At 61.8% G+C, this 22,044-nt stretch carries 22 protein-coding genes and 1 tRNA gene; 9 read left to right on the top strand and 14 right to left on the bottom strand.

The genetic code is table 11. From position 1 onward, the window contains the following. Position 1: 1 nt before the first annotated feature. Positions 2 to 895, bottom strand: a complete 894-nt coding sequence (locus EJ079_RS26635; RefSeq protein WP_127397428.1) for an NAD(P)-dependent methylenetetrahydromethanopterin dehydrogenase — start codon at positions 893 to 895, stop codon at positions 2 to 4. A 29-nt stretch (positions 896 to 924) separates the two neighbouring features. After that, positions 925 to 1,896, bottom strand: a complete 972-nt coding sequence (locus EJ079_RS26630; protein ID WP_127397427.1) for a beta-ribofuranosylaminobenzene 5'-phosphate synthase family protein — start codon at positions 1,894 to 1,896, stop codon at positions 925 to 927. 156 nt (positions 1,897 to 2,052) lie between these two features. On the opposite strand from EJ079_RS26630, the gene EJ079_RS26625 reads away from it, so the two are divergent. The 6 genes from EJ079_RS26625 (at position 2,053) to fghA (ending at position 7,900) form a co-directional block, all read left to right on the top strand. Continuing rightward, positions 2,053 to 2,433, top strand: coding sequence for a 4a-hydroxytetrahydrobiopterin dehydratase (locus EJ079_RS26625; RefSeq protein ID WP_027036898.1), 381 nt, complete (start codon positions 2,053 to 2,055; stop codon positions 2,431 to 2,433). 343 nt (positions 2,434 to 2,776) lie between these two features. Beyond that, complete coding sequence (locus EJ079_RS26620; RefSeq protein WP_245270310.1) at positions 2,777 to 3,640, top strand: tungsten formylmethanofuran dehydrogenase; 864 nt, start codon at positions 2,777 to 2,779, stop codon at positions 3,638 to 3,640. Then, complete coding sequence (locus tag EJ079_RS26615; RefSeq protein WP_127810594.1) at positions 3,634 to 5,265, top strand: formylmethanofuran dehydrogenase subunit A; 1,632 nt, start codon at positions 3,634 to 3,636, stop codon at positions 5,263 to 5,265. Before EJ079_RS26620 ends, EJ079_RS26615 begins: the two co-directional genes overlap by 7 nt. Beyond that, positions 5,253 to 6,161: a formylmethanofuran--tetrahydromethanopterin N-formyltransferase gene (fhcD, locus tag EJ079_RS26610; protein ID WP_127810593.1), complete on the top strand. Its 909-nt coding sequence runs from the start codon at positions 5,253 to 5,255 to the stop codon at positions 6,159 to 6,161. Before EJ079_RS26615 ends, fhcD begins: the two co-directional genes overlap by 13 nt. Beyond that, entirely contained in the window at positions 6,158 to 6,967 is an 810-nt protein-coding gene (locus EJ079_RS26605) for a formylmethanofuran dehydrogenase subunit C (protein ID WP_127810592.1), read from the top strand. Before fhcD ends, EJ079_RS26605 begins: the two co-directional genes overlap by 4 nt. A gap of 102 nt (positions 6,968 to 7,069) precedes the next feature. Further along, the gene (fghA, locus tag EJ079_RS26600) at positions 7,070 to 7,900 is read left to right on the top strand and encodes an S-formylglutathione hydrolase (RefSeq protein WP_127810591.1); all 831 of its coding nucleotides are present in this window, start codon (positions 7,070 to 7,072) and stop codon (positions 7,898 to 7,900) included. 329 nt (positions 7,901 to 8,229) lie between these two features. Here fghA and EJ079_RS26590 read toward each other — a convergent pair whose 3' ends face one another. From EJ079_RS26590 to EJ079_RS26555, 8 genes are all read right to left on the bottom strand, one after another. Beyond that, complete coding sequence (locus tag EJ079_RS26590) at positions 8,230 to 8,436, bottom strand: type II toxin-antitoxin system HicB family antitoxin (RefSeq protein WP_127810590.1); 207 nt, start codon at positions 8,434 to 8,436, stop codon at positions 8,230 to 8,232. Positions 8,437 to 8,440: 4 nt separating this feature from the next. Then, positions 8,441 to 8,641: a type II toxin-antitoxin system HicA family toxin gene (locus EJ079_RS26585; RefSeq protein WP_013532021.1), complete on the bottom strand. Its 201-nt coding sequence runs from the start codon at positions 8,639 to 8,641 to the stop codon at positions 8,441 to 8,443. 6 nt (positions 8,642 to 8,647) lie between these two features. After that, complete coding sequence (locus EJ079_RS26580) at positions 8,648 to 12,430, bottom strand: vitamin B12-dependent ribonucleotide reductase (protein WP_127810589.1); 3,783 nt, start codon at positions 12,428 to 12,430, stop codon at positions 8,648 to 8,650. A 599-nt stretch (positions 12,431 to 13,029) separates the two neighbouring features. Beyond that, complete coding sequence (locus EJ079_RS26575; protein ID WP_127810588.1) at positions 13,030 to 13,341, bottom strand: PilZ domain-containing protein; 312 nt, start codon at positions 13,339 to 13,341, stop codon at positions 13,030 to 13,032. Between the two features lie 132 nt (positions 13,342 to 13,473). Beyond that, positions 13,474 to 13,962, bottom strand: coding sequence for an NUDIX hydrolase (locus tag EJ079_RS26570; RefSeq protein ID WP_023810435.1), 489 nt, complete (start codon positions 13,960 to 13,962; stop codon positions 13,474 to 13,476). A 212-nt stretch (positions 13,963 to 14,174) separates the two neighbouring features. After that, the gene (gene gpt / locus EJ079_RS26565) at positions 14,175 to 14,675 is read right to left on the bottom strand and encodes a xanthine phosphoribosyltransferase (RefSeq protein ID WP_057145797.1); all 501 of its coding nucleotides are present in this window, start codon (positions 14,673 to 14,675) and stop codon (positions 14,175 to 14,177) included. A gap of 133 nt (positions 14,676 to 14,808) precedes the next feature. After that, positions 14,809 to 15,642: a universal stress protein gene (locus EJ079_RS26560; protein WP_127810587.1), complete on the bottom strand. Its 834-nt coding sequence runs from the start codon at positions 15,640 to 15,642 to the stop codon at positions 14,809 to 14,811. Between the two features lie 81 nt (positions 15,643 to 15,723). After that, a complete protein-coding gene (locus tag EJ079_RS26555; protein ID WP_127810586.1) occupies positions 15,724 to 16,467 on the bottom strand; it encodes a competence/damage-inducible protein A in 744 nt (247 codons plus the stop codon). A gap of 321 nt (positions 16,468 to 16,788) precedes the next feature. Between EJ079_RS26555 and EJ079_RS26550 the strand changes: the two genes are divergently transcribed. Further along, positions 16,789 to 17,070, top strand: a complete 282-nt coding sequence (locus EJ079_RS26550) for a hypothetical protein (RefSeq protein WP_127810585.1) — start codon at positions 16,789 to 16,791, stop codon at positions 17,068 to 17,070. 153 nt (positions 17,071 to 17,223) lie between these two features. Here the strand turns inward: EJ079_RS26550 and EJ079_RS26545 are convergent, their stop codons facing one another. From EJ079_RS26545 to EJ079_RS26535, 3 genes are all read right to left on the bottom strand, one after another. Then, a complete protein-coding gene (locus EJ079_RS26545) occupies positions 17,224 to 17,463 on the bottom strand; it encodes a DUF2188 domain-containing protein (protein ID WP_095090749.1) in 240 nt (79 codons plus the stop codon). Positions 17,464 to 17,493: 30 nt separating this feature from the next. Further along, positions 17,494 to 17,772 (bottom strand): DUF982 domain-containing protein, encoded by a 279-nt coding sequence (locus EJ079_RS26540; RefSeq protein WP_127810584.1) that lies wholly within the window; start codon positions 17,770 to 17,772, stop codon positions 17,494 to 17,496. A gap of 247 nt (positions 17,773 to 18,019) precedes the next feature. Beyond that, complete coding sequence (locus tag EJ079_RS26535) at positions 18,020 to 19,123, bottom strand: NADH:flavin oxidoreductase/NADH oxidase (protein WP_127810583.1); 1,104 nt, start codon at positions 19,121 to 19,123, stop codon at positions 18,020 to 18,022. Between the two features lie 224 nt (positions 19,124 to 19,347). Between EJ079_RS26535 and EJ079_RS26530 the strand changes: the two genes are divergently transcribed. Further along, a complete protein-coding gene (locus tag EJ079_RS26530; RefSeq protein ID WP_127379810.1) occupies positions 19,348 to 19,926 on the top strand; it encodes an NUDIX domain-containing protein in 579 nt (192 codons plus the stop codon). Between the two features lie 90 nt (positions 19,927 to 20,016). On the opposite strand, the gene EJ079_RS26525 is transcribed toward EJ079_RS26530, so the two are convergent. Beyond that, positions 20,017 to 20,101: transfer RNA gene (locus EJ079_RS26525), tRNA-Leu, on the bottom strand. Between the two features lie 375 nt (positions 20,102 to 20,476). On the opposite strand from EJ079_RS26525, the gene tig reads away from it, so the two are divergent. Further along, positions 20,477 to 21,943 (top strand): trigger factor, encoded by a 1,467-nt coding sequence (gene tig / locus EJ079_RS26520; protein ID WP_127270945.1) that lies wholly within the window; start codon positions 20,477 to 20,479, stop codon positions 21,941 to 21,943. Positions 21,944 to 22,044: the final 101 nt, after the last annotated feature.

Here is a 22,044-nt window from a genome sequence, read left to right as displayed (position 1 = left end):
GTTACTTGGCAATCTCGCGTGCAAGGGAAAACGCTTCCTGAAAATCGAGCGTGATCGTCTTTTCGGATTCGATCATTCTTTTGAAGAGACCGAATTCGACCTTATATTTGACATTGCCAATGGCAAGCGGACCAATGCCGACAGCTTTTGCCGCTTCGAGTGGATCACCATTGGCATTGACGGCCAATCCTTCGATACCGGCCGGGGGAACGGCATTGACGTCGGCCGCAATAAGCAGGTCATTGCCTTGCAATTGGGCTTTGGAGACCACCTGGACGCCAGCTTTGGCGCAAGCCAGGATAATTTCGTTTGCCTCGACCAGCTTTGTCTTGCGTGCGTCGCTCGATCCGTCAGCGGCATCGACGATGATGTTGAATCTGCTTTCGATCTCGGCCGCGATCTGCTTGACCCTCTCGATGCCGTCATGGCCGACAAGTGTGACCCGGGCACCTTCCCCTGCCGCGATGACGGCGGTGCAGAAGCCGACGACGCCGGTGGCACCGAAAACAGCTACCCTCGTATCCCTGAGCGCACGCTGCAATTTCTTCTCCAGCGCCTTTTCGACCTTGGCCACCATCGCCGCGGCCGTGGTGAACGAGCCGGCCGGATCGGCAAACACCGAAACCTGGAAAGGCGGCACCATCGCCTTCTTCGCGGCGTCGAACATGTCGAGCGCCAACGAGGCGTCCTTCCCGGCGATGAAGATGCCGGTGTCGACACCCGCATCCGGGGGGCGCGAAAAGATCGCGTCCTGGACCAAGCCTGTCACTTCGGCGAGGCTTACATCAACATAGGGGACGACGGCGTCGAAACCTGCGTCGAGCGCCATGTTCACGTCGAAGGGGCTCATCTGCTTCAACGGTGTCAGCATGTGCAGGATGTGTTTGCGGGCCATTTCTTGCCTTTCTGCCTGAAACGGGAGCGTCAGCTGCCGACGAGATTCAGCCTGGTTGAGCTGATCTTCGCGCCGGAGTTCCTGCCCTTGACGATCTTGATCTCAAGGCCGTCCTCAATTGTCGTCTTCCGAACCGCGTCGACGAACTTGAGTGCGGCGTCATGTGATGGCGCGAAGGCAAAGCCTGTCGGCCCCCAGGAGCTCTGGCCGATGCCGACGGCGCCTGCTTCATTGAGACGGTGGGCCGCCATCTCGACCCGCTTCGAGGTGAACACGCCGCCCTGCGCCGGGGCGAAATGGCTGCCGATCAGCATCTGTATCGCGGTGACGGCGGCGCCGAATGCCGGAAGGTCCCGCTCGACCAAAGCCGGCATAATGCCCATCAGCACCCTCCGGCAGATCTCCCCACTGCCTGCCATTGGGAATGGCGGCAGCGAACGAAACGCCTCGACCTCGGCAGCGCCATGCAGTCCATGCCCGGAATGGTCGAGGATGAGGATGACGCGCCACTCTTCCGGAAACGGCAGCCGCGCGACGACCGGAGGCGTTCCGCCGCGGTCGTTCTTGCCGGCGTCGACTATGACGCCGCCATCTTCGAAACTTGCGATGCCGATGCCGGACCGGCCGCCCCGCTCGAGCAGGCTCGCGTCGCCGGCGATATCCAGAGGCAAATTATGGAGAGTGCGCAACGCCGAGGCGACGGCAAGGGCGATCTGCGTGCCGGACCCCAGACCCGCATGACTGGGGATCGACTGCTCGACCACCAGATGGTGCTGGCCGCGAATGCCGAGATGCTTGCAGAGCGTCGACAGATGCTCGCTGGCGCGGGTGCTCTCGGAGCCTTCGACGATGGTCTCGCCGGATCGCGACAGGGTGACGACGGTTTCGGGTTCGCTCAATGGAAGCCCGACGCTGCCGAACCGCCGTCCGGCATCGCCATTAAGATCAAGGAAGCCAAGGTGCAGGCGAGCGGGCACTCGTATGGTAACAGAATTCGACATCTGCCCCCCGATGGGTGCATCATGGATGCATCATGGAAGTTTAGGTGCCCGGTACCATGATAACTGTTTTCGTCGATGGAGCAAGCCAAAGAGAATGCATCCAGGTGTTTGCCGGCTCCGGCGTGTAGACAGACCGAGCAATTCGCGGAGGTCGAGATGAACGAGACAGTCAAGGAAAAGGTCTATTCGGAAGCCGAGATCGCCGAGCGGCTTGAGAAGGAGCTGCCAAAATGGCGCTACGAAAACGGCTGGATCCGGCGCAAATACAAGACCCACAGCTGGAAATCGACGCTGATGGTCATCAACACGGTTGGCCATCTCGCCGAGGCGGCGTGGCACCATCCCGATATCACCGCCTCCTATGCCTGGGTCGAGGTGCGCCTGATGAACCACGCGGCGAAAGGCATTACCGACAAGGATTTCGAGTTGGCGAAAAAGATTGAGGATGTTGTCCAGTGGCAGCCGGCCAAGGAAGGCGGGGCGCTGGAGGGCACTCCGCTGACCGATCAACGCTTCGCTTACGTCAAATATGACTAAGCAGGGTCGGAATTTGTTGATAGCGTATGAAAACATTCGCTGATCCGCTGCGAGGTGGGGTTCACGGCCAATCCAGTTTCGTCTAGGATCGTGGCGGCACCAGAAAGTAGTTTAGCGAATGGCGGTTGCTTGGATCGGCAACCGGGAAGCGCTGATTGAGCGCGCGGCTGCGCATGCCGCGTCGCTACTGTCGTCAAGTCGGTGCCCGGTTTTCAGCTTTGATACGGATATAGACGGCACGAGGGCGGCGATCGCGCTGGCTGAGAGGGCTGGCGCGGCATACGACCATGCCGATGGCGCGGCACTTGCCCGGGAGACTGCGCTTTTTACGGACAAGGGGGCAATGACCGTCGCCCCCGGAGAGACGCGCCGGCGTGCCGATGTCGTGGTGATCGTGGGCGAGCTCCCGCGGATCCATCATGGTCTTGTTGGCGAACTCGCCGGGACGGTTCCCGACCTCTCGACCGTGAACCAGCGCGCGTTCTTCGTGGTAGGCCCGAACGGGATGTCTGTGCCGCCGCTGAACGGCGGGCGCGAGGCAACGCGACTTTCCTGTGGCCAAGCTAGCCTCGCCGCCACGCTGGCGGCACTGAGAGCACAGTACAAAGGGCGGCGTACATCGCAACCGGTGTCGAATTTCAATGATTTCGCCAAAGCTCTGGCGGCCGCGCGTTTTCCCGTGTTCCTGTTTTCAGGCCACGCCGCCGAAGGCCTGGCATTGGAGATGCTGCAAGGACTGATCGCCGATCTCAATCGCAACTCGCGCGCATCCGGCCTTCATCTGCCGGCGAACGAAAACGGCTGGGGTAGCACGCTCGCCTCGGCCTGGATGACAGGTTTTCCGCTGCGCACCGGCTTTGCGCGCGGCTTCCCGGAATTCGATCCCTGGCGCTGCGATGTGGCGCGCATGATCGCTGCCGGCGAAGCCGACCTGCACCTGCGGATCTCCGCCGCAACGGCCCAACCGAAGGAAAAAAAGCGCCGCATGGCACTGATTGCGTTGACGAAAACGCAAGAGCCGGTTGCCGGTGCCGCAGTCACCATCGCCATCGGCGAGGCTGGGCTTGATCACGATGCGGTTGTCTATTCCAGCCGCACGGGCTCGCTCAGGTCGACCGAGGCGCAAGCGGCCTCGCAATTGCCCTCCGCCGCGACGATCATCCGCCTGATCGCTACCCACGCTTTCGCCGAGCCACTGCCATGCTGACGAAAATCGCCGGCGGCGACATCATCGATCCCGTCAACGGCCGTCTCGGCAAAGGCGACCTCTGGATCAAGGACGACAAGATCGTCCCGGCGCCGGCGGGAGGGGCGGCCGACCGGACCATAGAAGCCAGCGGCTGCATCGTGATGGCTGGCGCCATCGACATCCACTCCCACATCGGTGGCGGCAATGTGAACACCGCGCGGCTGCTCTTGCCCGAACAGCATGCCGCCCATCAGCTGAGGCCAGCAACGACGCCGCTCTCCAATGCCGGCTGGTCGACGTTCCAGACGGGCTGCCTCTACGCAAAGATGGGCTTTACGACGGTGGTCGAGCCGGCGATGTCGCCGGGAGCGGCGCTTCACACGCATCTCGAACTGGCTGACATCCCGATCATCGACAAAGCAACCCTTGCCATTCTCGGCAATGACGATTTCCTTCTGTCGATGATCCGCGATGACGCCCCCTCCACGATGATCGAGGACTATGTCGCCTGGACGGTCGCTTCGACGCGAGCGCTTGGGGTCAAGGTGATCAACGCCGGTGCGGCGGCCGCCTTCAAGGAGAACGTCCGCACCTTCTCGCTGGACGATGTCGTGCCTTCCTATGGCGTCAGTTCGCGCAAGATCGTCAAGACGCTGCAGGCCGCCGTCGACAGTCTTGGCCTGCCGCATCCCCTGCATGTCCATTGCAACAATCTGGGCAGCCCCGGATCGGCGAATACGGCGGCTGCGACGATCGCAGCGGCGGATGGGCTGCCGCTGCATCTCGCCCACCTCCAGTTCTATGGCTATGGCACGGAAGGAAAACGTGGGTTTTCCTCTGCCGCCGCACGGCTTGCCGAACTGGTCAACGCGACGCCGGAAGTCACCATCGATATCGGCCAGGTCATGTTCGGCCAGACGGTCACGGTCTCCTCCGACGTCATGCGGCAGTTTTCGGCGCGTGGCAGCGCGCACCCGAAAAAGACCGTCATTCATGATGGTGACGGCAATGGCGGCGGCATCGTGCCCTACAGCTATGGCAAGGACTTCTACGGCACGATGCAGTGGGCGATCGGGCTCGAGCTTTTTCTCCTGATCGACGATCCCTGGCGTGTGTTCTTCACCACCGATCATCCCAACGGTGCACCTTTTACGGCTTATCCGGCGCTGTTCGAACTGCTGATGAGCCGGGAAGCGCGCGCCGAAATGACCGCTGGACTTTCACGATCCGCCCTGGCGCTCTCTACCCTGGCCGCAATCGACCGCGAATACACGTTCGAGGAAATCGCCATCATGACGCGCGCGGCGCCGGCCAAGCTGCTTGGCTTGACGGATCGAGGCCATCTCGGCGCCGGTGCAACAGCCGACATCGCTGTCTATCGCAGGGACCGCAGTATCGCGAAAATGCTCGGACAAGCGGCGTATGTTTTCAAGGATGGCGATCTCGTCGTGCAAGACGGGGAAATCATCCATTACCGCTGGGGCAAGGCATTGAGGCTCAAGCCGCCTGTCGACAAGGCAATGGTGCGACGGCTCGAGGACTATCACCAGCAGCGCTACGGCCTGTCGCTGGACTGGTTCAATTTTCCGGATTCCGCGATTGCGCGCGAACAGCCATTCGGCGAGGTGCCATGCCGAACATGAGCGTCAATGGGGTAACGATCGACGATACCTTCGCCGAAGCCTTCGGCATGCGCGCGACCGCCATCGTCATCACCGCGCCGAGCCGGAAATGGGCTCGCCAGGCGGCGATCACGATGACCGGTTTCGCCACCTCGGTGATCGGTTGCGGCTGCGAAGCGGCAATCGATCTCGACCTGCCGCCATCGGCCACACCGGATGGCCGGCCCGGCTGTCGCGTCATGATTTTCGCGATGGGGACGGACGAATTGCAGAAGCAACTGCTCAATCGTGTCGGCCAGTGCGTTTTGACCTCGCCGGGTTCCGCCTGCTTTGCCGGGCTGCAAGGCAGCGCCGAGCTCAAGCTCGGTTCGGCGCTGCGTTATTTCGGCGACGGCTGGCAAATCTCCAAGAAGATCGGCGACAGGCATTTCTGGCGTATTCCCGTCATGGATGGCGAGTTCCTGTGCGAAGCAACGACCGGACTGACGAAGGAAGCTGTCGGTGGCGGCAATTTCTTTGTCATGGCGCAAAACAGCGCCAACGCTTTGGCCGCTGCCGAGGCCGCGGTCGCTGCGATCGGCATGGTGCCTGGCGCCATCGTGCCGTTTCCGGGCGGCATTGCCCGTTCGGGTTCCAAGATAGGTGGCAAATACAAAGGCATGATCGCTTCGGCCAACGAAGCCTACGCGCCAACGCTGCGCGGCGTCGTCGCGAGTGAGCTCGGTCCCGACATCAACGCCGTCCTGGAAATCGTCATCGATGGTGAAACCAATGATGCAGTTGCCGCCGCGATGAAGGCAGGCATCAAGGCTGTCATAGAACTCGGCCCGAAAAGAGGCGCGGTTCGGATCAGCGCCGGCAATTACGGCGGCAAGCTCGGAAAATTCATCTACTCGCTGAAGGATATGCTGCCATGAAGGCGCTGACCTTCACCCTGGTTGCCGAGCCGCCGGAGCGCCTTGACCTATCGCCGCTGACGCCGGAGCGGCTGGCCGGGATCGAAAGGCGCGACGTCGAAAGAATCCAGATCGGCATGTCGAAACACGGATCGAAGGTGGGCGACATTTTTCGCGTCGCCGGCAGCGATCCGACAAACATCGTGTTCGAAGGCGGAAGCACGCGCCTTGACCTTGTGGCGCAAGGCATGCGGGGTGGGTCGGTTCGCCTCGTTGGCAATGCGGGCGCCCAGGCCGGGCGCGCCATGCGCGGTGGCAAGCTCACGATCGAAGGCAATGCGGGTCCATACGCCGGTTCCGGCATGCGCGGCGGCAGGCTTGAGATAACAGGCAATGCCGGCGACCACCTCGGTGCGCCGCTCGTCGGGGAACTGGCCGGCATGAACGGCGGTGTGTTGATCGTCAGGGGCAAGGCGGGCGCCTTCGCGGCGGACCGCATGCGGCGCGGCCTGATAGCGGTGCTGAAAGGCTCCGGCGACCTTGCCGGCAGCCGCATGATCGCCGGCACCCTGGTGGTGGCCGGTGGCACCGGCGAGATGCCCGGCTATTTGATGCGTCGCGGTTCGATCCTTCTCGATCGCGCGCCGGCACGCACGTCCCCGAGCTTCGTCGAATGTGGCGCGCCCGAGAGCGTTTTCGCTGCCATCATCGATCGTCATCTGATCGCCGAGGGCATTTTGAAACGGCCGCTTCTGGGGAGCGCACCGCGCAAATATGGCGGGGATAACGCAGTGCTCGGAATGGGCGAGGTTCTTTTTCCGCGCTGAGATCCGTCGACACAGGAACCATAGGATGGCAGGACGCAAGTGCTTGCCGCTGGGTGGCAGTGGTGGGGCCGACCGTCATCCGACCCGCAACGTGGAGAACACATGAAAATCATCTCTCAAACGAAGGCCCATGGCGGCGTGCAGGGCGTCTATTCCCATTTGTCGACGAGTTGCCGTTGCGACATGACTTTTGCCGTTTTCATACCTCCGCAGGCGCGGGAGGCGCCTTGTCCCGTTGTGTGGTATCTCTCAGGCCTGACGTGCACCCACGCCAATGTAATGGACAAGGGCGAGTACAGGCGCATGGCCGCCGAGCTTGGCCTGATCGTCGTTTGTCCCGACACCAGCCCGCGCGGGGCCGACATTCCGGATGAAAAAGACAACTGGCAGTTCGGCTCCGGCGCCGGCTTCTATCTCGATGCGACGCAAGAACCTTATGCGAAGAACTATCGCATGTATTCCTATGTGACCGAGGAGTTGCCGGCTCTCATCGCGGCTGAATTTCCAGCCGATATGGCGCGCCAGGCTATCTCCGGCCATTCGATGGGCGGGCATGGCGCGCTGACGATTGCCTTGAAGAATCCGCAGCGTTTCAAGAGCTGCTCGGCGTTCGCCCCGATCGCCCAGCCAAGCACCGCCGGCTGGTCGAAACCGGCCTTTGAGAAGTATCTGGGCAAGGATGAGCCTTCGTGGCGAACCTGCGACGCGACGTCGCTCATCGACGACGGATACCGTTTCCCCGAATTTTTGGTGGATCAGGGAACGTCGGACGGATTTCTTGACGACGGGCTGAGGCCTTGGCTGCTTGAAGCGGCCTGCGCCAAAGCAGGTATTCCGCTAAAGCTGCGGATGCAGGATGGATACGATCACTCGTATCTTTTCATCTCCAGTTTCATGGACGACCATCTGAGATGGCATGCTGAGAGGCTTTGATCTGGGCAGGCCGAAGGCATGGCCAGATGCAAACAAGTTATTGAATCCGACGCCTTACACCGAGGGCGCCGCGCCTGCCGCCGTCAGACGCTACACATTTAGCCGCGACGCCGCCTATGCGAAAAAGCTGAAAGCGGTAGCAAGCCTCGATGAAATCCCGGAGCCACCGTGCGGCGACTGGGGCGAAATGCCTGACGGATCCAGTATTTCGAGGTGCCGGCGGGTACGGGGCGCAAGCTGCTATTCGTGGGGCAGGACGAGCCGTTGACGAGCAGACGCTGCGGGTGTTGCCGGCGGGGTAGATGCCGAGAATCCCGATTGCAGGAATTTTATGCCTCTATGTATTCCGCGAGGCTGACACCCTTGGGCACATTCAGGCCATCGGCTCGCAAACCTTCGATGTGAAAGCGTATTGCGTCGCGAATCTCGGTTTCCACTTCAGGCACAGTGGCACCTGTCGCGATGCAGCCGGGTAGGTCCGGCACATAGGCAGAGAAATTACTTCCTGCTTTTTCAATCACCACTGCGTAACGCATGTCATCACTCCTTCAAACCTGACTGCTTTAGGATGCTGTTCAGTGTTCCTGGCGCAACCTCTTCAGACGGCTTGCCAGCCACGGTGACGCGGCCGGCTTTGACTTCATGCTTATATTGGCGATGGCTGCCCTTGGTTGCAACCAGATACCAGCCGTCGGCCTCCAGCAGGCGAATGATCTCGCGAACTGTAAGCCGAGGTGGCACTAGACCTCAGCTACACCCGCTCGTCGAGCCGCACGTATCGCACTTCTCGCAGGTCCCGTTCCTCACCATGGTGAAATTCTGGCACTCGGAGCAGGAATTGCCGGTGTAGCCCTGGAGCAGGGACCTGGCGCGGCGGTCGTTGGCGAGTTTCTTGGCTTCGGCCGCCTCAACGGCCGCCGCGTCGGTGAATAATCCCGCCGTGGCGTCGGAAGCAACGCCCGCTGCTTCCTCGAAGGCGATGTCCTCGGCCAGTTCCTTCGCCCGCTCCTCATAGTCGCGCTTGTAGGCGACCGTTTCGTCGCTGGCCGGCTTCAGCGCCAGCACGTTGGAGCCGGAGAAGGCGGTCGGCACTGAGCGGGCAGGGGCGCCCGAGGGGGCTGCAAAGCCCTTCGGATCGTTGCCGCTGACGCGCGACACCAGCTTCACCGGCGAGGCGCCACGGGTCAGGCCCTTGGAGACCGCATCGGTCTTGCCTTCGCTGATGCCACGGCCAAGTGCGGTGTTGGAAAAGTCCGACTGGTCGACATGAGCGAGATCGTTGCGGCCGAGATAGGAAATCGCCAGCTCGCGGAACACATAGTCGAGGATCGACGTCGCGCTCTTGATGGCATCGTTGCCCTGCACCATGCCGGCCGGCTCGAACTTGGTGAAGGTGAAGGCGTGCACATATTCGTCGAGCGGTACGCCATATTGCAGGCCGAGCGAAATGGCGATGGCGAAGTTGTTGAGAAGGCCACGCAAGGTCGCGCCTTCCTTGTTCATGTCGATGAAGATCTCGCCGAGACGGCCATCGTCATATTCGCCGGTGCGCAGGAAGATGGTGTTGCCACCGATCTTGGCCTTCTGCGTGTAACCCTTGCGGCGGCCGGGCAGCTTTTCCTGCTCGCGCGACACGCGCTCGATGATGCGTTCGACGATCCGCTCGGTGATCTGTGCGGCACGTGCCGCCGCAGGTGCGGCGAGCAACTGCTCGACGGCTTCATCCTCGTCGTCCTCGCCATCGGCGAGCAGTGAGGAGTTGAGCGGCTGCGACAGCTTCGAGCCGTCGCGGTAGAGCGCGTTGGCCTTCAGCGCCAGCTTCCACGACAGCATGTAGGCGCCCTTGGCGTCTTCCACCGTCGCATCGTTCGGCATGTTGATGGTTTTGGAGATCGCGCCGGAGATGAAGGGCTGCGCTGCCGCCATCATCTGGATGTGGCTGTTGATCGACAGCGAGCGCTTGCCGATCTTGCCGCACGGGCTGGCGCAGTCGAACACGGCGAGGTGTTCGGCCTTGAGGAACGGCGCGCCTTCCAGCGTCATCGCACCGCAGACATGGATGTTGGCGGCCTCGATGTCTTTCCGGGAGAAGCCGAGCGCCGGCAGGATCTCGAACGAGAAATCGTTGAGCTGTTCGTCGGTGAAGCCGAACGTCTCCTTCACCCAGTCGGCGCCGAGCGTCCACTGGTTGAAGACGAACTTGATGTCGAAGGCCGACTTCAAGGCTGCGTTGAGCGCCGCGATCTTCTCGTCGGTGAAACCCTTGGCCTTGAGCGCGCCGGGGTTGATGGCCGGCGCCTGGTTGAGGTTGCCGTGGCCGACCGCATAGGCCTCCATCTCGGCGATCTGGGCTTCGGAATAGCCGAGCGTGCGCAGCGCTTCCGGCACGGCGCGGTTGATGATCTTGAAATAGCCGCCGCCGGCGAGTTTCTTGAACTTCACCAGGGCGAAGTCGGGCTCGATGCCGGTGGTGTCGCAATCCATGACCAGGCCGATCGTGCCGGTCGGCGCGATGACGGTCGCCTGCGCATTGCGGTAGCCATGCTCCTCGCCGAGTTCGATGGCGCGGTCCCAGGCGGCCTTGGCGTGCGTCGCAAGGTCCTGCTGCTTCAGGTCGGAAGCGACCAGCGGCACCGGGTTGACGGCGAGCTTCTCGTAGCCCTGCTTCTCGCCATAGGCGGCACGGCGATGGTTGCGCATGACGCGCAGCATGTTCTGCGCATTGCGGTCGTAGTCGGCGAAGGCGCCGAGTTCGCCGGCCATCTCGGCCGAGGTGGCATAGGCCATGCCGGTCATGATCGCGGTGAGTGCGGCGCAGATGGCGCGGCCTTCATCGGAGTCGTAGGGAATGCCCGATGTCATCAGCAGGCCGCCGATATTGGCATAGCCGAGGCCGAGCGTGCGGTATTCGTAGGACTGCTTGGCGATCGCCTTCGACGGGAACTGCGCCATCATCACCGAGATTTCGAGCACGATGGTCCACAGCCGCACCGTGTGCTCGTAGGCTGCGATGTCGATCGTGCCGTCGGCGTTGCGGTAGGGCAGCAGATTGATCGAGGCGAGATTGCAGGCCGTGTCGTCGAGGAACATGTATTCCGAGCACGGGTTGGACGCCCGGATCGCACCGGCCGAAGCGCAGGTGTGCCAGTCGTTCATCGTCGTGTTGAAATGCAGGCCCGGATCGGCCGACGCCCAGGCGGCGTAACCGATCTTTTCCCAGAGATCCCTGGCCTTCAGCGTCTTCAGCACCTTGCCGTCCTTGCGGGCGGTCAGGTGCCAGTCGGCATCGTCCTCGACGGCGCGTAGGAAATTGTCCTTCAGCGACACCGAATTGTTGGAGTTCTGGCCCGAAACCGTGAGGTAGGCATCCGAATCCCAATCGGTGTCGTAGGTTTTGAACGACATCGAGCTATAGCCTTGCTTGGCGAACTGGATGACGCGGTAGATGTAGTTCTCCGGCACGGCGGACTTCTTGGCCGCCTTGATCTCGCGCTTCAGCGCGGTGTTGATGGCCGGGTCGAAGCAGTCGTCGCCATTGCCTTCGCAGTTGACGCAGGCCTTCATGATCGCTTCGAGATGCTTCTTGACGATCTTCGAGCCAGTCACCAGCGAGGCGACCTTCTGCTCTTCATTGACCTTCCAGTCGATGAATTCCTCGATATCGGGGTGGTCGGCGTCGACGATGACCATCTTCGCGGCGCGTCGCGTCGTGCCGCCCGACTTGATGGCGCCCGCCGCGCGGTCGCCGATCTTGAGGAAGCTCATCAGGCCCGACGAGCGGCCGCCGCCGGACAGTTTTTCGCCTTCGCCGCGCAGCAGCGAGAAGTTGGAGCCGGTGCCGGAGCCGTATTTGAACAGGCGCGCTTCACGCACCCACAGGTCCATGATGCCGCCCTCGTTGACGAGATCGTCCTGCACGCCCTGGATGAAGCAGGCATGCGGCTGCGGATGCTCGTAGGAGGATTTCGACTTGGTCAGCTTGCCGGTGAACGGGTCGACATAGAAGTGGCCCTGGCTCGGGCCGTCGATGCCATAGGCCCAGTGCAGGCCGGTGTTGAACCATTGCGGCGAGTTCGGCGCGACGCGCTGGGTGGCCAGCATGTAGGCAAGCTCGTCGCGGAAAGCGCGCGCGTCTTCCTCCGACCCCTTGAAGTAGCCGCCTTTCCAGCCCCAGTAAGTCCAGGTGCCGGCAAGCCGGTCGAAGACCTGGCGGGCGTCGATCTCGGAACCGTAGCGCTCGGCTTCCGGCAGCTTCGCCAGTTCCGCCTCATCGGCTACGGAGCGCCACAGGAAGGAGGGGACGTCGTTCTCTTCGATCTTCTTCAGGCGCGCCGGCACACCGGCCTTGCGGAAATATTTCTGCGCAAGGATATCGGCTGCAACTTGGGAGAACTGCGCCGGCACGTCGATATTGTCCAAGCGGAACACCACCGAACCATCCGGATTCTTGATCTCCGAAAGCGCCTTGCGGAATTCGATTTCCGCATAGGCAGATTGTCCTGGCTTGGTGAAACGACGCTCGATGCGCATTGGTCCGGTCCCTTTTGTCTATATATAGCGCTTTTCCCTAGGGATTTCTGCCCCCGATGCGAAACGCGCATGTCCGCCGTCTGCCGGGCGTTCGAAAACGGCCGGCTCTCCATTTCGCGGTCTCCGCCGGCCCTGCTGGTCAAACTCCTTGCGAAGTACCTGTCCAACGCGCCGACGAACCCACGGGTCCCTCAAAACTGATTTTTTCCGATTCCCTCGATCGAGGGAAATTCACACTATCTAGCGTCGAACCTACCTGCAAACACTAAATATAGTATTAACAGACAATTTATTCAAGCCCGACAATTGTCCCTATCGTCCCCAACCGCCCCACAATCCCAACGCTTCCGCCGGCCTCGTAAACAGGCGGAAATGCGAGCAAAAACGCACATAATCCGGGAAAAAAGACCGGGCTCAGAACTTTCCGGTCGCACTCTCAACAGGAGCGCATGGCCTATAAAAGGCGACTCGTTTTGCGCCGTCAAGGATTCGTTTGCGTAGCTTTTGTGACCCCAACATCTTGTGTGTCACATATGTGGATAACGGGGATAGAATGCAGGCGCGGATCACGATTTTCCGCGCGCAAGCTTGCCCGGGCGTCAGCCGTAATGCAGCCGGGGCTTTGGCTCGGTGCCGGTGAACTGCACCCCGATACGGTCGTTGCGACGCCAGCGGACCTCGCACCGATAGGCAATGCCGTCGAGCGGCACATAGAGAAGGAATCGATCTGGGACCCGGGCTTCCAGCGGTACCTTCAGTTCGGCGCCGCCTTCGTGTTGATTGCGAAGCGTGCAGCCGACTTCCGAATTCGAAATTCCGGTGATGATCGACCCGCCCTTGAGCACGCGCGGACGATGCTCGCGCTGTGGGTCGTCGGACTCGTTTGGAATTGGATTTGCGGGATTCGCCATCGATCAAAAATACCAGAGCTGCCGAATCCTACCCTTGATTCCTTAGCAAAGCATTCATGTCGAAGCGCGGCAACGCGTGTCTAGCCTTTGCAAGCCAGTCCCGTTTTGCAAAGAGAGCGGTGTGGCCGCCCGTCAGGAGAAGCTGTGCGGGTCGGCGCAGAAATAGGCGATGATCTGGCAAAGGTCGGGTTCGTTGACCATGCGCACCGCTTCGCTCGCACGGACCCATTTGCGGGTGCGTGAGTGTTTTTCCTTCCAGCGGTCCGCGACTTTGTCGACATGCAGTGGAAACACCAGGACCTCGCACGGCACTTCTTCGCCGGAAGCCAGGACCTTGGCGTAGAAGTAACGGCCGGCTTCAAGATGAGAGACACGGCCGCGCAGCCCGGCCTCCTCGCCGGCTTCGCGCGCCGCGGCCTCGCAGAGCGGCTCCCTGGCCTCTGGCCAGCCCTTGGGCAAAACCCAGCGGCCAGTATCGCGGCTGGTGATCAGCATGATTTCGACGCCGTCGCCCGTGTCGCGCCAGGGCAGGGCGGCAACCTGCAGACGGCACGGCGCCGTGCCGAAGAGCCGTCGGACCCTTTCGGCCAGATGATTGTGTGTCGTTGGCCTCGTCAACATCGAAGAAGCTAGCCCCAGCCTCCGGAATCGTTTGCCGTCTCACGAATCTTACGGCTAATTGTCGGCAATAAAAGTAAAAAATTTCATTCGCCTGGCCGATTTCCGCCAATAGACGTGGATTTCGCTAAATATCCGGCCCTGCCGGACCTGTTTGCGAAAGCAATCAGGCGCGGGTGCAAGCTGCTGGTCTGTAACAGGCAGGTAGTTGCGAATCAGCCGGCGTGGTCGTCGGCGATCGGCTTCTGGTAGGTGAAGCCCATGTCCCACGGGAAATAGATCCAGGTGTCCTGGCTGACTTCGGTGACGAAAGTATCGACCAGCGGCCGGCCTTTCGGCTTGGCATAGACGGTGGCGAAATGCGCCTTGGGCATCATCGCGCGCACGATGCCGGCCGTCTTGCCGGTGTCGGTCAGGTCGTCGATGATCAGCACGCCGGCGCCGTCTTCGGCGAGCAGGGCAGGGGTGATCTCCTTGAGGACCTGCAACTGCCCCTGGCTGGTATAGTCGTGATAGGAGGCGACGCAGACCGTCTCGATGACGCGGATGCCGAGTTCACGCGAGATGATCGCCGCGGGGACCAGCCCGCCTCGCGTAATGCAGACGATCGCTTTCCATTGTCCCTTGTTGGCGCCGGCAAGCCGCCAGGCGAGCGCCCGGGCGTCGCGATGGAATTGGTCCCAGGAGACCGGAAAGGCTTTTTCGGGAAGGGACATGTCGCGCACTCCACAGCACGCGGGGATCGCGCGCAGGAAAACAGGGGAATGCGCGCGGAATTAGCTGGAAAGCCCCCATCTTGGCAAGAGCAAGGGGCCTTGGCAAAGGCAAGGCCCAGCGATCGCTGTGGACCTACCGCGACAGGAAGGCTGCCACCGACGCAGTGCGCAGCACGCTGCGCGTCACGCCGCCGAACAGAAGCTGACGCAGCCATGAGTGGCTGTAGGCGCCGAGCACCAGCAGATCGGCGCCGGTTTCCGCGATTCTGGTCTGGATGATGTCATCGACCGAATTGCCGCCCGACTGCTGCACCGAGACGCTGACGGTGGCGCCGTGGCGCGACAGCGCCGACGCGATTTCGGCGCCGGCGGCCTCCGGGCTGTCGTCGAGCGTTTCAGGAGGGTCGATAACCAATATGTCAGTCTTCTCGGCTTCGATGATGAAGGGCAGCGCGTCGAAGGCGGCGCGCGCCGCTTCCTTGCTGCCGTTCCAGGCGAGCAAGACGCGTTTGAAGGTGGTGATCAGCGGACCCTCGTGCGGCACCACCAGCACCGGCCGGCCGGCATCGTAGACCAGCGTGTCCACGTCCGCGCTGGAATCGCCGCCCGTTTCGCGCTGCGCCGCTATGATCAGGTCGGCGGCCCGCACGCTCGAAATCCCTGTCAGCGCGCTGTCACCCGAAAAGCTCTCCAGGCTTCGCCACTCGAAGGAAAGACCGGAATCCTCGATATGTCTGAGAAACAGCGCCTTTAATTTCTCGGCCCGTTCCCGGTTCATATCTGCCGAAACCTGCAGGAATTCGGTGTCGGGAAAGCCTGTGGCAGAGGTGTAGGGCACGGGAAGCGTTTCGGCGTGGATGCCGACCAGATGGCTCTGGAACCGGGTGGCGAGCGGAATGGCGCAGTCGAGCACGCGCTCGGCGTCCTGCTCGTTCTGCAGAATGGCGACGATGGTTTTGAATCGCATGACAATCCCTCGATTTACGAGCTGGTGAACTCGTGCCGGGGAAACGTTGCAGCGTCGTGCTTTGTTCCGGTCTGGACCAGATCAGCCGGGATTGCTGGCGAAGCCGGCGACCATCGCCTCGACGTCGGCGCGGGCGGCGTCCAGCGCCTCCTGGTTGCGGGCACGCACGACCAGCTCGGTCCAGAACTTGCCGTCGCCATATTTCGGGTAGGAGCCGATGATCGTATCGGGATGCGCTTTCTGGATATCACCCAACGGCCCGCCGATGAGGCCTTCGCCGAACGGGCAGGGCACGGTCGCCGAAAGCATCTTCGTGCCGGCCTTCAGCGTCGGCACGACATTGTCGAGCATGGCCTGGAAAATCGATGGCACGCCGGCCATGACGTGGACGTTGCCGATGCGGAAGCCAGGTGCGACCGACACCGGATTGTCAATGAGATCGGCGCCGCGCGGCATCCGCGCCATGCGCTTGCGGGCCTGCGTATATTCGATGCCACGCGCGGCATAGCTTGCTTCCAGCATCTCATAGGCCCGGGCATCGTATTCGCAAGGCACGCCAAAAGCCTTGGATATGGAATCGGCCGTGATGTCGTCATGCGTCGGACCGATGCCGCCGGTGGTGAACACATAGGTGTAACGGCTGCGCACGGCATTCACCGCGGCGATGATCTCGTCTTCCTCGTCAGGGACGACACGCACTTCCTTCAGGTCGATGCCGATCGCCGTCATGATGTCGGCGAGATGGCCGATGTTCTTGTCCTTGGTTCGGCCGGACAGAATCTCATCGCCAATGACGAGCATGGCAGCGGTCACGATTTCAGGCATGGAAGGCTCCGGCAAGGCGTGTGGCCTGGGAAGGCGAGTGGTCTGAGATAGCGCGGCGCGACGGTGGCCGCAATGTCATCTTCGCGCCGCCAAGGCGAGCCGATGACGTCAAGGATCTAGGTTCGAACCGTTCGAGGGAATAGGGCACATGCAGCAATTCGTCGTCCCGGAGCGAACCGCCGCGTTCATCGAGCGCATCGCCGGCCGGGCTTTGCTGGTCAGGGCCTCACCTGAGCCTCACGACAATTTCAAGGAACCATTCGGCTGACTACCGGGTTTTATGAGTGTCCCACCAAAGCGGCTAAGATACGGAGTGATTCAATGGTTACAAAAATTCTCGCAGCATCTGTTCTGACGATCGGTCTCGCAACATCGGCGATGGCGCAGTCACTGGACGACAGGTATTCCAACAATCGTGATTGGTGGCTGTTCGGCAACAACGACCAGACAACTGTCGACCCCTATACCACGGGAAGCATCCGTGACGGCTCCGGGTTGAACACCCAAGGCAACACCGGCGCAATAGGCCCATGTGCCCACAACACGCCAGGCCCGGACGCTAACGCTGGGCAAAACGTCAACGATCAGTATTGCGGCAAATAGCCAGAACGCGATTTCCGAAAAGCGGATACCGATTTTCTGGAAGGCCATCTTCAAGAGCTAGTCCGAAAGGCCCGTAGCTGGCCGCTAGCCCGTCCTCTCTTTGGACGGCTGCGGCTGGCGTCCTGCCTGGCCGCTCGACATCAGCCGCATAAATTACTCTGAGACTTCTGTCTGCGGCCGGTCGCGGCCGTCGGCCAGTTCGTCGTGCCATTTGCCTTCGGCGTCCTCATACTGGATGCCGTCGGTCGCTCCGGCGACCTGCTGCTCGGCCGAGGCGATTTCGGCCGCACGCAATGCGTCCTGATGCGTGGGAAACGTCTCGGAAAAGGTCGCTCCGACCTTGTAGGCCCAGCCGCCGTCATGTTCGACGATCTTGTAAGTCAGCTTCGCCATGGAAAACCTCCGGTTGAAAGGTCCGTCTGCTCAATGCAGCCGGTCGTCGGGCAGTCTGTCGTCGGGCACCAGCACTTCCGATTCCTTGGCGGCTTCAATCAGCGCCCGGCGCGCATCTGCTGTCGAACGATAACCTTCCAGCACTTTGAGGCAAGTGTCGAGGGCATCACGATGGCGCGGGCCGCGATTGAGCGGCCACACCGTCATCAGGCACTCCGCTGCCTCCTGGGCGCTGCGGATGTGGCGATATTTGCCGACGTGGCCAAGTTCGAGGACGACCGGCACTTCAAAAGGTTTGTTGTCCATCATGGCCGCAACGCAAAGCAGCCAATTTGGTTGCAACCATGGCCGCCAGCCTGCGCCCAAACGTCTCAGAGGCTGTTTGAAGGCTCTAACCTGCGGTCAGCGCTGCAACCGGCAAGAATGCCCTGAACAGGTTTCCTCCCAAGCCCAGCCACGCCCACTCCACGCCAACTGCTTGCGGACGGAATAGCAGCGAAGCACCGTCAAGCTGTCTGGAGACAGGAGGGGCGCGCGTGTCGGGAGCGCGGACCGTTCAGCCCACCGCCTTCATCCAATGCTGCATCGTGGTCACCGAACGGGCAAGCTGCGGCGCCGGGTGGATCGTTTCGCTGAATGTCGCCGCCGCACGCCATCCCCAGCGCGGATCAGCCAGGAAGGCCCGCGCCAGCGCCACCATGTCGGCGCGGCCCTCGGTGAGGATCGCTTCGGCTTGCCTGGGGTCGTCGATCAGGCCGACGGCGCGGGTCGGAATATCAGCACCCTTGCGCACCGCTTCCGCCAGATGCACCTGATAGCCAGGGCCGGTGGGCAATTTCTGCAACGGCGAATTGCCGCCGCTCGAGCAGCAGAGATAGGCAACGCCCTCGTCCTTGAGCGCCTTGGCCACTTCGATCGCGTCCGCTACGTCGAAGCCGCCATCCACCCAATCCATCACCGACAGCCGCGCGCCGAGCATCAGCTTTGGCGTAGCCTTGCGCACCGCCTTGGCGATCTCGACGACAAGACGCATGCGGTTTTCCAGCGAGCCGCCCCAGCGGTCCGTGCGCTGGTTGGACAAGGGCGACAGGAACTGGAAGACCAGGTAGCCATGCGCGGCGTGCAGTTCGATGAAATCGAAGCCGGCGCGTTCGGCCCGCCTTGCGGCTTCGGCGAAGCGCTCGATCAGTTGCAGGATCTCCTCGTCCTCCAGTGCGTGTGGCACGTTCCAACCGGTGTCGTAGGGTATGGCCGAGGCGGAGACGGTCTGCCAGGGATCCTCGTTTGGCTGCAGTGGCCCGCCGCCTTCCCACGGCTTGCGGTTCGAAGCCTTGCGGCCGGCATGGGCGAGCTGGGAGCCGAATTTCGTGCCGGGTGCGGCGACGCGTCGGGCGGCGTCCAGTGCGCGGCGGGCTGCGGCCTCATTGTTTTCGGAATAAAGGCCGAGGCAGCCATGGGTGATACGCCCGCGCCGCTCGACATCGGTCATCTCGACTGTGACCATGCCGGCGCCGGACATTGCGAGGTTCATCCAGTGATGGAGATGCCAGTCACTGGCCGAGCCGTCGTCGGCGGAATACTGGCACATCGGCGCGACGGCGATACGGTTGGGGAAAGTGAGGCCGTCGAGGGTGATCGACTGGAAAAGCGACGCTGTCATGAGAAACTCCGGGAGGGTTCGCAGCTATTTAGGCGACCGATGGCGCCTGCGCCAGACACGAGGCGGTGAAAGGGGTTCTGGACCAATCACTGACGGGATTGCCGAAATGCCGGTTCGCGGATACGCCTCGGCAATGCATGGCGCCCAAAAGTGGCCCGGTTTGGGAGAGCGACATGCATAAAACAGGTGCATAAAGCGCGACGCGCTTTTGCATGGAGACCACGATGGAAGATCGTATTCGCGTCCGTTCGGAGGAAATCCTCTCCGACGACTGGGCCGTCCTGAAGAAGACCGTTCTCGACTACCGCCGGCGCGACGGTCAGTGGGAGACGCAAATCCGCCAGACCTATGATCGCGGCGATGGCGCGGTGATCCTGCCTTACGACCCCTTGCGTTCGACCGTGCTTCTGGTGCGTCAGTTCCGCTATCCCGCCTACGTCACCGGCCACCGCGAGCCGCTGATCGAGGCCTGTGCCGGCCTGTTGGACGAAAACGATCCCGAAACCTGCATCCGCAAGGAGGCGGAGGAAGAACTCGGCTACCGGCTGCAGAACGTCGAGCGGCTGTTTTCGCCCTATATGAGCCCCGGCAGCGTCACGGAACGTCTCTGGTTCTTCATCGCCCGCTATTCACCCGCCGACCGCATCTCGGCCGGCGGCGGCGCGCAAGAAGAGGGCGAGGACATCGAGGTTCTGGAAATGCCGCTCGACGAGGCACTGGCCGGCATCGCCGACGGCCGCATCATCGACGCGAAGACCATTATCCTGATCCAGCATCTGAAGCTCAACCCGATCGCCGCCTGAACGGCGCCGGTCCTCCTTAGCCAAGGCTTCGGGAGGACACTCCTTCATCTATTCGGGTGGCCCGCCACCCGAAGCTCGAAGAGCGAAGGGTGGTGCGGATGAAGGGACTCGAACCCCCACGCCTTTCGGCACTGGAACCTAAATCCAGGGCGTCTACCAGTTCCGCCACATCCGCATGGACCGGCAATCCCATGTGGCCATCATTCTGTCAATGTCGGAGACAAGATGTAGAGGTCAGGGACAAGATGTGGTCAGGTCCAAATGCTGGTTATTCGCCGGGATGCGAAGACTGTTGAAAATTGGCCTCGCCTGTGACAAAAGGCGTGTCAAATGTGACGGGACGCGACGATCCGCTTCTGCAGAATGTGATAAGAAGTAGGAAAAACAAGAACTTATTCACATTTTGGAACGCAGTTTGGGAGAGTTTGAGCCGGGTTTTCGGTCAAATCGCCAGGTTCCGTACCAAAAGCCATTCCCGGCAAGAATATACCGGCAGGCTGTGAACGGCAGAGGCCGTGGCAGTCTCATTGGTGAAAACAAAGGTTTTACGATGCAGGTCACCGAAACGCTCAACTCCGGTCTCAAGCGAGAGATCAAGATCACCGTGCCGGCCGGTGACATGGAAGCCAAGCTGATGGCGCGGCTTTCGGATGCCCGCAACAAGGTCCGCATCAACGGCTTCCGCCCGGGCAAGGTGCCGGTGCAACACCTGCGCAAGGTCTACGGCAAGTCGTTCATGGCCGAAGTGGTCAACGAAATCCTCAACGATTCGACCCGTTCGATCATTACCGGGCGTGGTGAAAAGGCTGCCATGCAGCCCGAAGTCATCATGACCGAGGACGAGAAGGAAGCCGAGAAGATCCTGGCCGGCGGCGCCGACTTCGAATTCCGCCTCAACTACGAGATCATCCCGGCAATCGAGATCAAGGACTTTTCCGACATCAAGGTGACACGCCAGGTGTTCGACGTGCCTGATGCCGAGATCGACGAGCAGGTCCAGCGTGTTGCCGAATCGGCGCGCAGCTACGAGCCGAAGACCGGCAAGGCCGCCAATGGCGACCGCGTCACCATCGACTATGTCGGCAAGATCGACGGCGAAGCCTTCAATGGCGGCGCGGGCACCGATCAGCCGCTGGTGTTGGGTTCGAAGGAATTCATCCCCGGCTTCGAGGATCAGCTGGTCGGCGCCAAGGCCGGTGACGAAAAGCAGGTCACCGTGACTTTCCCGGAGAACTACCAGGCCGCGCATCTTGCCGGCAAGGAAGCGACCTTCGACGTCACCGTCAAGGAAGTGTCCCAGCCCGGCGCGCTGGAAATCAACGACGAGACCGCCAAGAACCTCGGCCTGGAGTCGCTGGAGCGCTTGCGCGACGTCGTACGCGGCCAGATCGAGAACCAGTTCGGCGCCATGACGCGCCAGAAGGTCAAGCGCCAGCTGCTCGACCAGCTCGACGCGGCTTATTCGTTCGAGGCGCCGTCGAAGCTCGTCGACGCCGAGTTCAACAACATCTGGGCGCAGGTCAATCGTGACCTGGAAGCAGCCGGACGCACCTTCGCCGACGAAGAGACGACGGAAGAAGAGGCGCGTGCCGAGTATCTGCGGCTTGCCGAGCGCCGCGTGCGCCTCGGCCTTGTGTTGGCTGAAATCGGCGAGAAGGCCGGCGTGACCGTATCGGACGAAGAGCTGCAGCGCGGCCTGTTCGAGCAGGTGCGCCGCTATCCGGGCAACCAGCAGCAGGAAGTCTTCGAGTTCTACCGCAACAACCCGGAAGCGTTGAACACGCTGCGGGCGCCGATGTTCGAGGAAAAAGTGGTCGACCATCTGCTCGGTCAGATTTCGGTCACCGACGTCAAGGTCAGCAAGGAAGAGCTGATGGCCGACGACGAAGAGGACGAGACCTCCGTCAAGGCGAAGCCGGCGAAGAAAGCCGCCGCCAAGAAGGCCGACGCCAAGAAGGCCGACGACGCGGAAGAGCCCAAGAAGAAGGCCGCGCCGAAGAAGAAGGCCGCCGAATAACACCAGCGCTCCGCTGAAACAGGAAGGCCGCCCTCGAGGCGGCCTTTTTCGTTGCCAAACTGCAACAGCCGCCATGCTTCGCGAGCGGCGGCCTGTGGCGA

This window comes from Mesorhizobium sp. M7A.F.Ce.TU.012.03.2.1 (assembly GCF_004006095.1).
Lineage (GTDB): Bacteria > Pseudomonadota > Alphaproteobacteria > Rhizobiales > Rhizobiaceae > Mesorhizobium.
The sequence above is the reverse complement of the archived record's forward strand: the minus strand, read 5'-3'. Positions and strand labels throughout refer to the sequence as shown.

Bases quoted from the DNA above. Each gene is read 5' to 3' on its own strand.
- EJ079_RS26635 (WP_127397428.1), bottom strand. From the start codon at position 895: ATGGCCCGCAAACACATCCTGCACATGCTGACACCGTTGAAGCAGATG.
- EJ079_RS26630 (WP_127397427.1), bottom strand. From the start codon at position 1,896: ATGTCGAATTCTGTTACCATACGAGTGCCCGCTCGCCTGCACCTTGGC.
- EJ079_RS26625 (WP_027036898.1), top strand. From the start codon at position 2,053: ATGAACGAGACAGTCAAGGAAAAGGTCTATTCGGAAGCCGAGATCGCC.
- EJ079_RS26620 (WP_245270310.1), top strand. From the start codon at position 2,777: ATGACCGTCGCCCCCGGAGAGACGCGCCGGCGTGCCGATGTCGTGGTG.
- EJ079_RS26615 (WP_127810594.1), top strand. From the start codon at position 3,634: ATGCTGACGAAAATCGCCGGCGGCGACATCATCGATCCCGTCAACGGC.
- fhcD (WP_127810593.1), top strand. From the start codon at position 5,253: ATGCCGAACATGAGCGTCAATGGGGTAACGATCGACGATACCTTCGCC.
- EJ079_RS26605 (WP_127810592.1), top strand. From the start codon at position 6,158: ATGAAGGCGCTGACCTTCACCCTGGTTGCCGAGCCGCCGGAGCGCCTT.
- fghA (WP_127810591.1), top strand. From the start codon at position 7,070: ATGAAAATCATCTCTCAAACGAAGGCCCATGGCGGCGTGCAGGGCGTC.
- EJ079_RS26590 (WP_127810590.1), bottom strand. From the start codon at position 8,436: ATGCGTTACGCAGTGGTGATTGAAAAAGCAGGAAGTAATTTCTCTGCC.
- EJ079_RS26580 (WP_127810589.1), bottom strand. From the start codon at position 12,430: ATGCGCATCGAGCGTCGTTTCACCAAGCCAGGACAATCTGCCTATGCG.
- EJ079_RS26575 (WP_127810588.1), bottom strand. From the start codon at position 13,341: ATGGCGAATCCCGCAAATCCAATTCCAAACGAGTCCGACGACCCACAG.
- EJ079_RS26570 (WP_023810435.1), bottom strand. From the start codon at position 13,962: ATGTTGACGAGGCCAACGACACACAATCATCTGGCCGAAAGGGTCCGA.
- gpt (WP_057145797.1), bottom strand. From the start codon at position 14,675: ATGTCCCTTCCCGAAAAAGCCTTTCCGGTCTCCTGGGACCAATTCCAT.
- EJ079_RS26560 (WP_127810587.1), bottom strand. From the start codon at position 15,642: ATGCGATTCAAAACCATCGTCGCCATTCTGCAGAACGAGCAGGACGCC.
- EJ079_RS26555 (WP_127810586.1), bottom strand. From the start codon at position 16,467: ATGCCTGAAATCGTGACCGCTGCCATGCTCGTCATTGGCGATGAGATT.
- EJ079_RS26550 (WP_127810585.1), top strand. From the start codon at position 16,789: ATGGTTACAAAAATTCTCGCAGCATCTGTTCTGACGATCGGTCTCGCA.
- EJ079_RS26545 (WP_095090749.1), bottom strand. From the start codon at position 17,463: ATGGCGAAGCTGACTTACAAGATCGTCGAACATGACGGCGGCTGGGCC.
- EJ079_RS26540 (WP_127810584.1), bottom strand. From the start codon at position 17,772: ATGATGGACAACAAACCTTTTGAAGTGCCGGTCGTCCTCGAACTTGGC.
- EJ079_RS26535 (WP_127810583.1), bottom strand. From the start codon at position 19,123: ATGACAGCGTCGCTTTTCCAGTCGATCACCCTCGACGGCCTCACTTTC.
- EJ079_RS26530 (WP_127379810.1), top strand. From the start codon at position 19,348: ATGGAAGATCGTATTCGCGTCCGTTCGGAGGAAATCCTCTCCGACGAC.
- tig (WP_127270945.1), top strand. From the start codon at position 20,477: ATGCAGGTCACCGAAACGCTCAACTCCGGTCTCAAGCGAGAGATCAAG.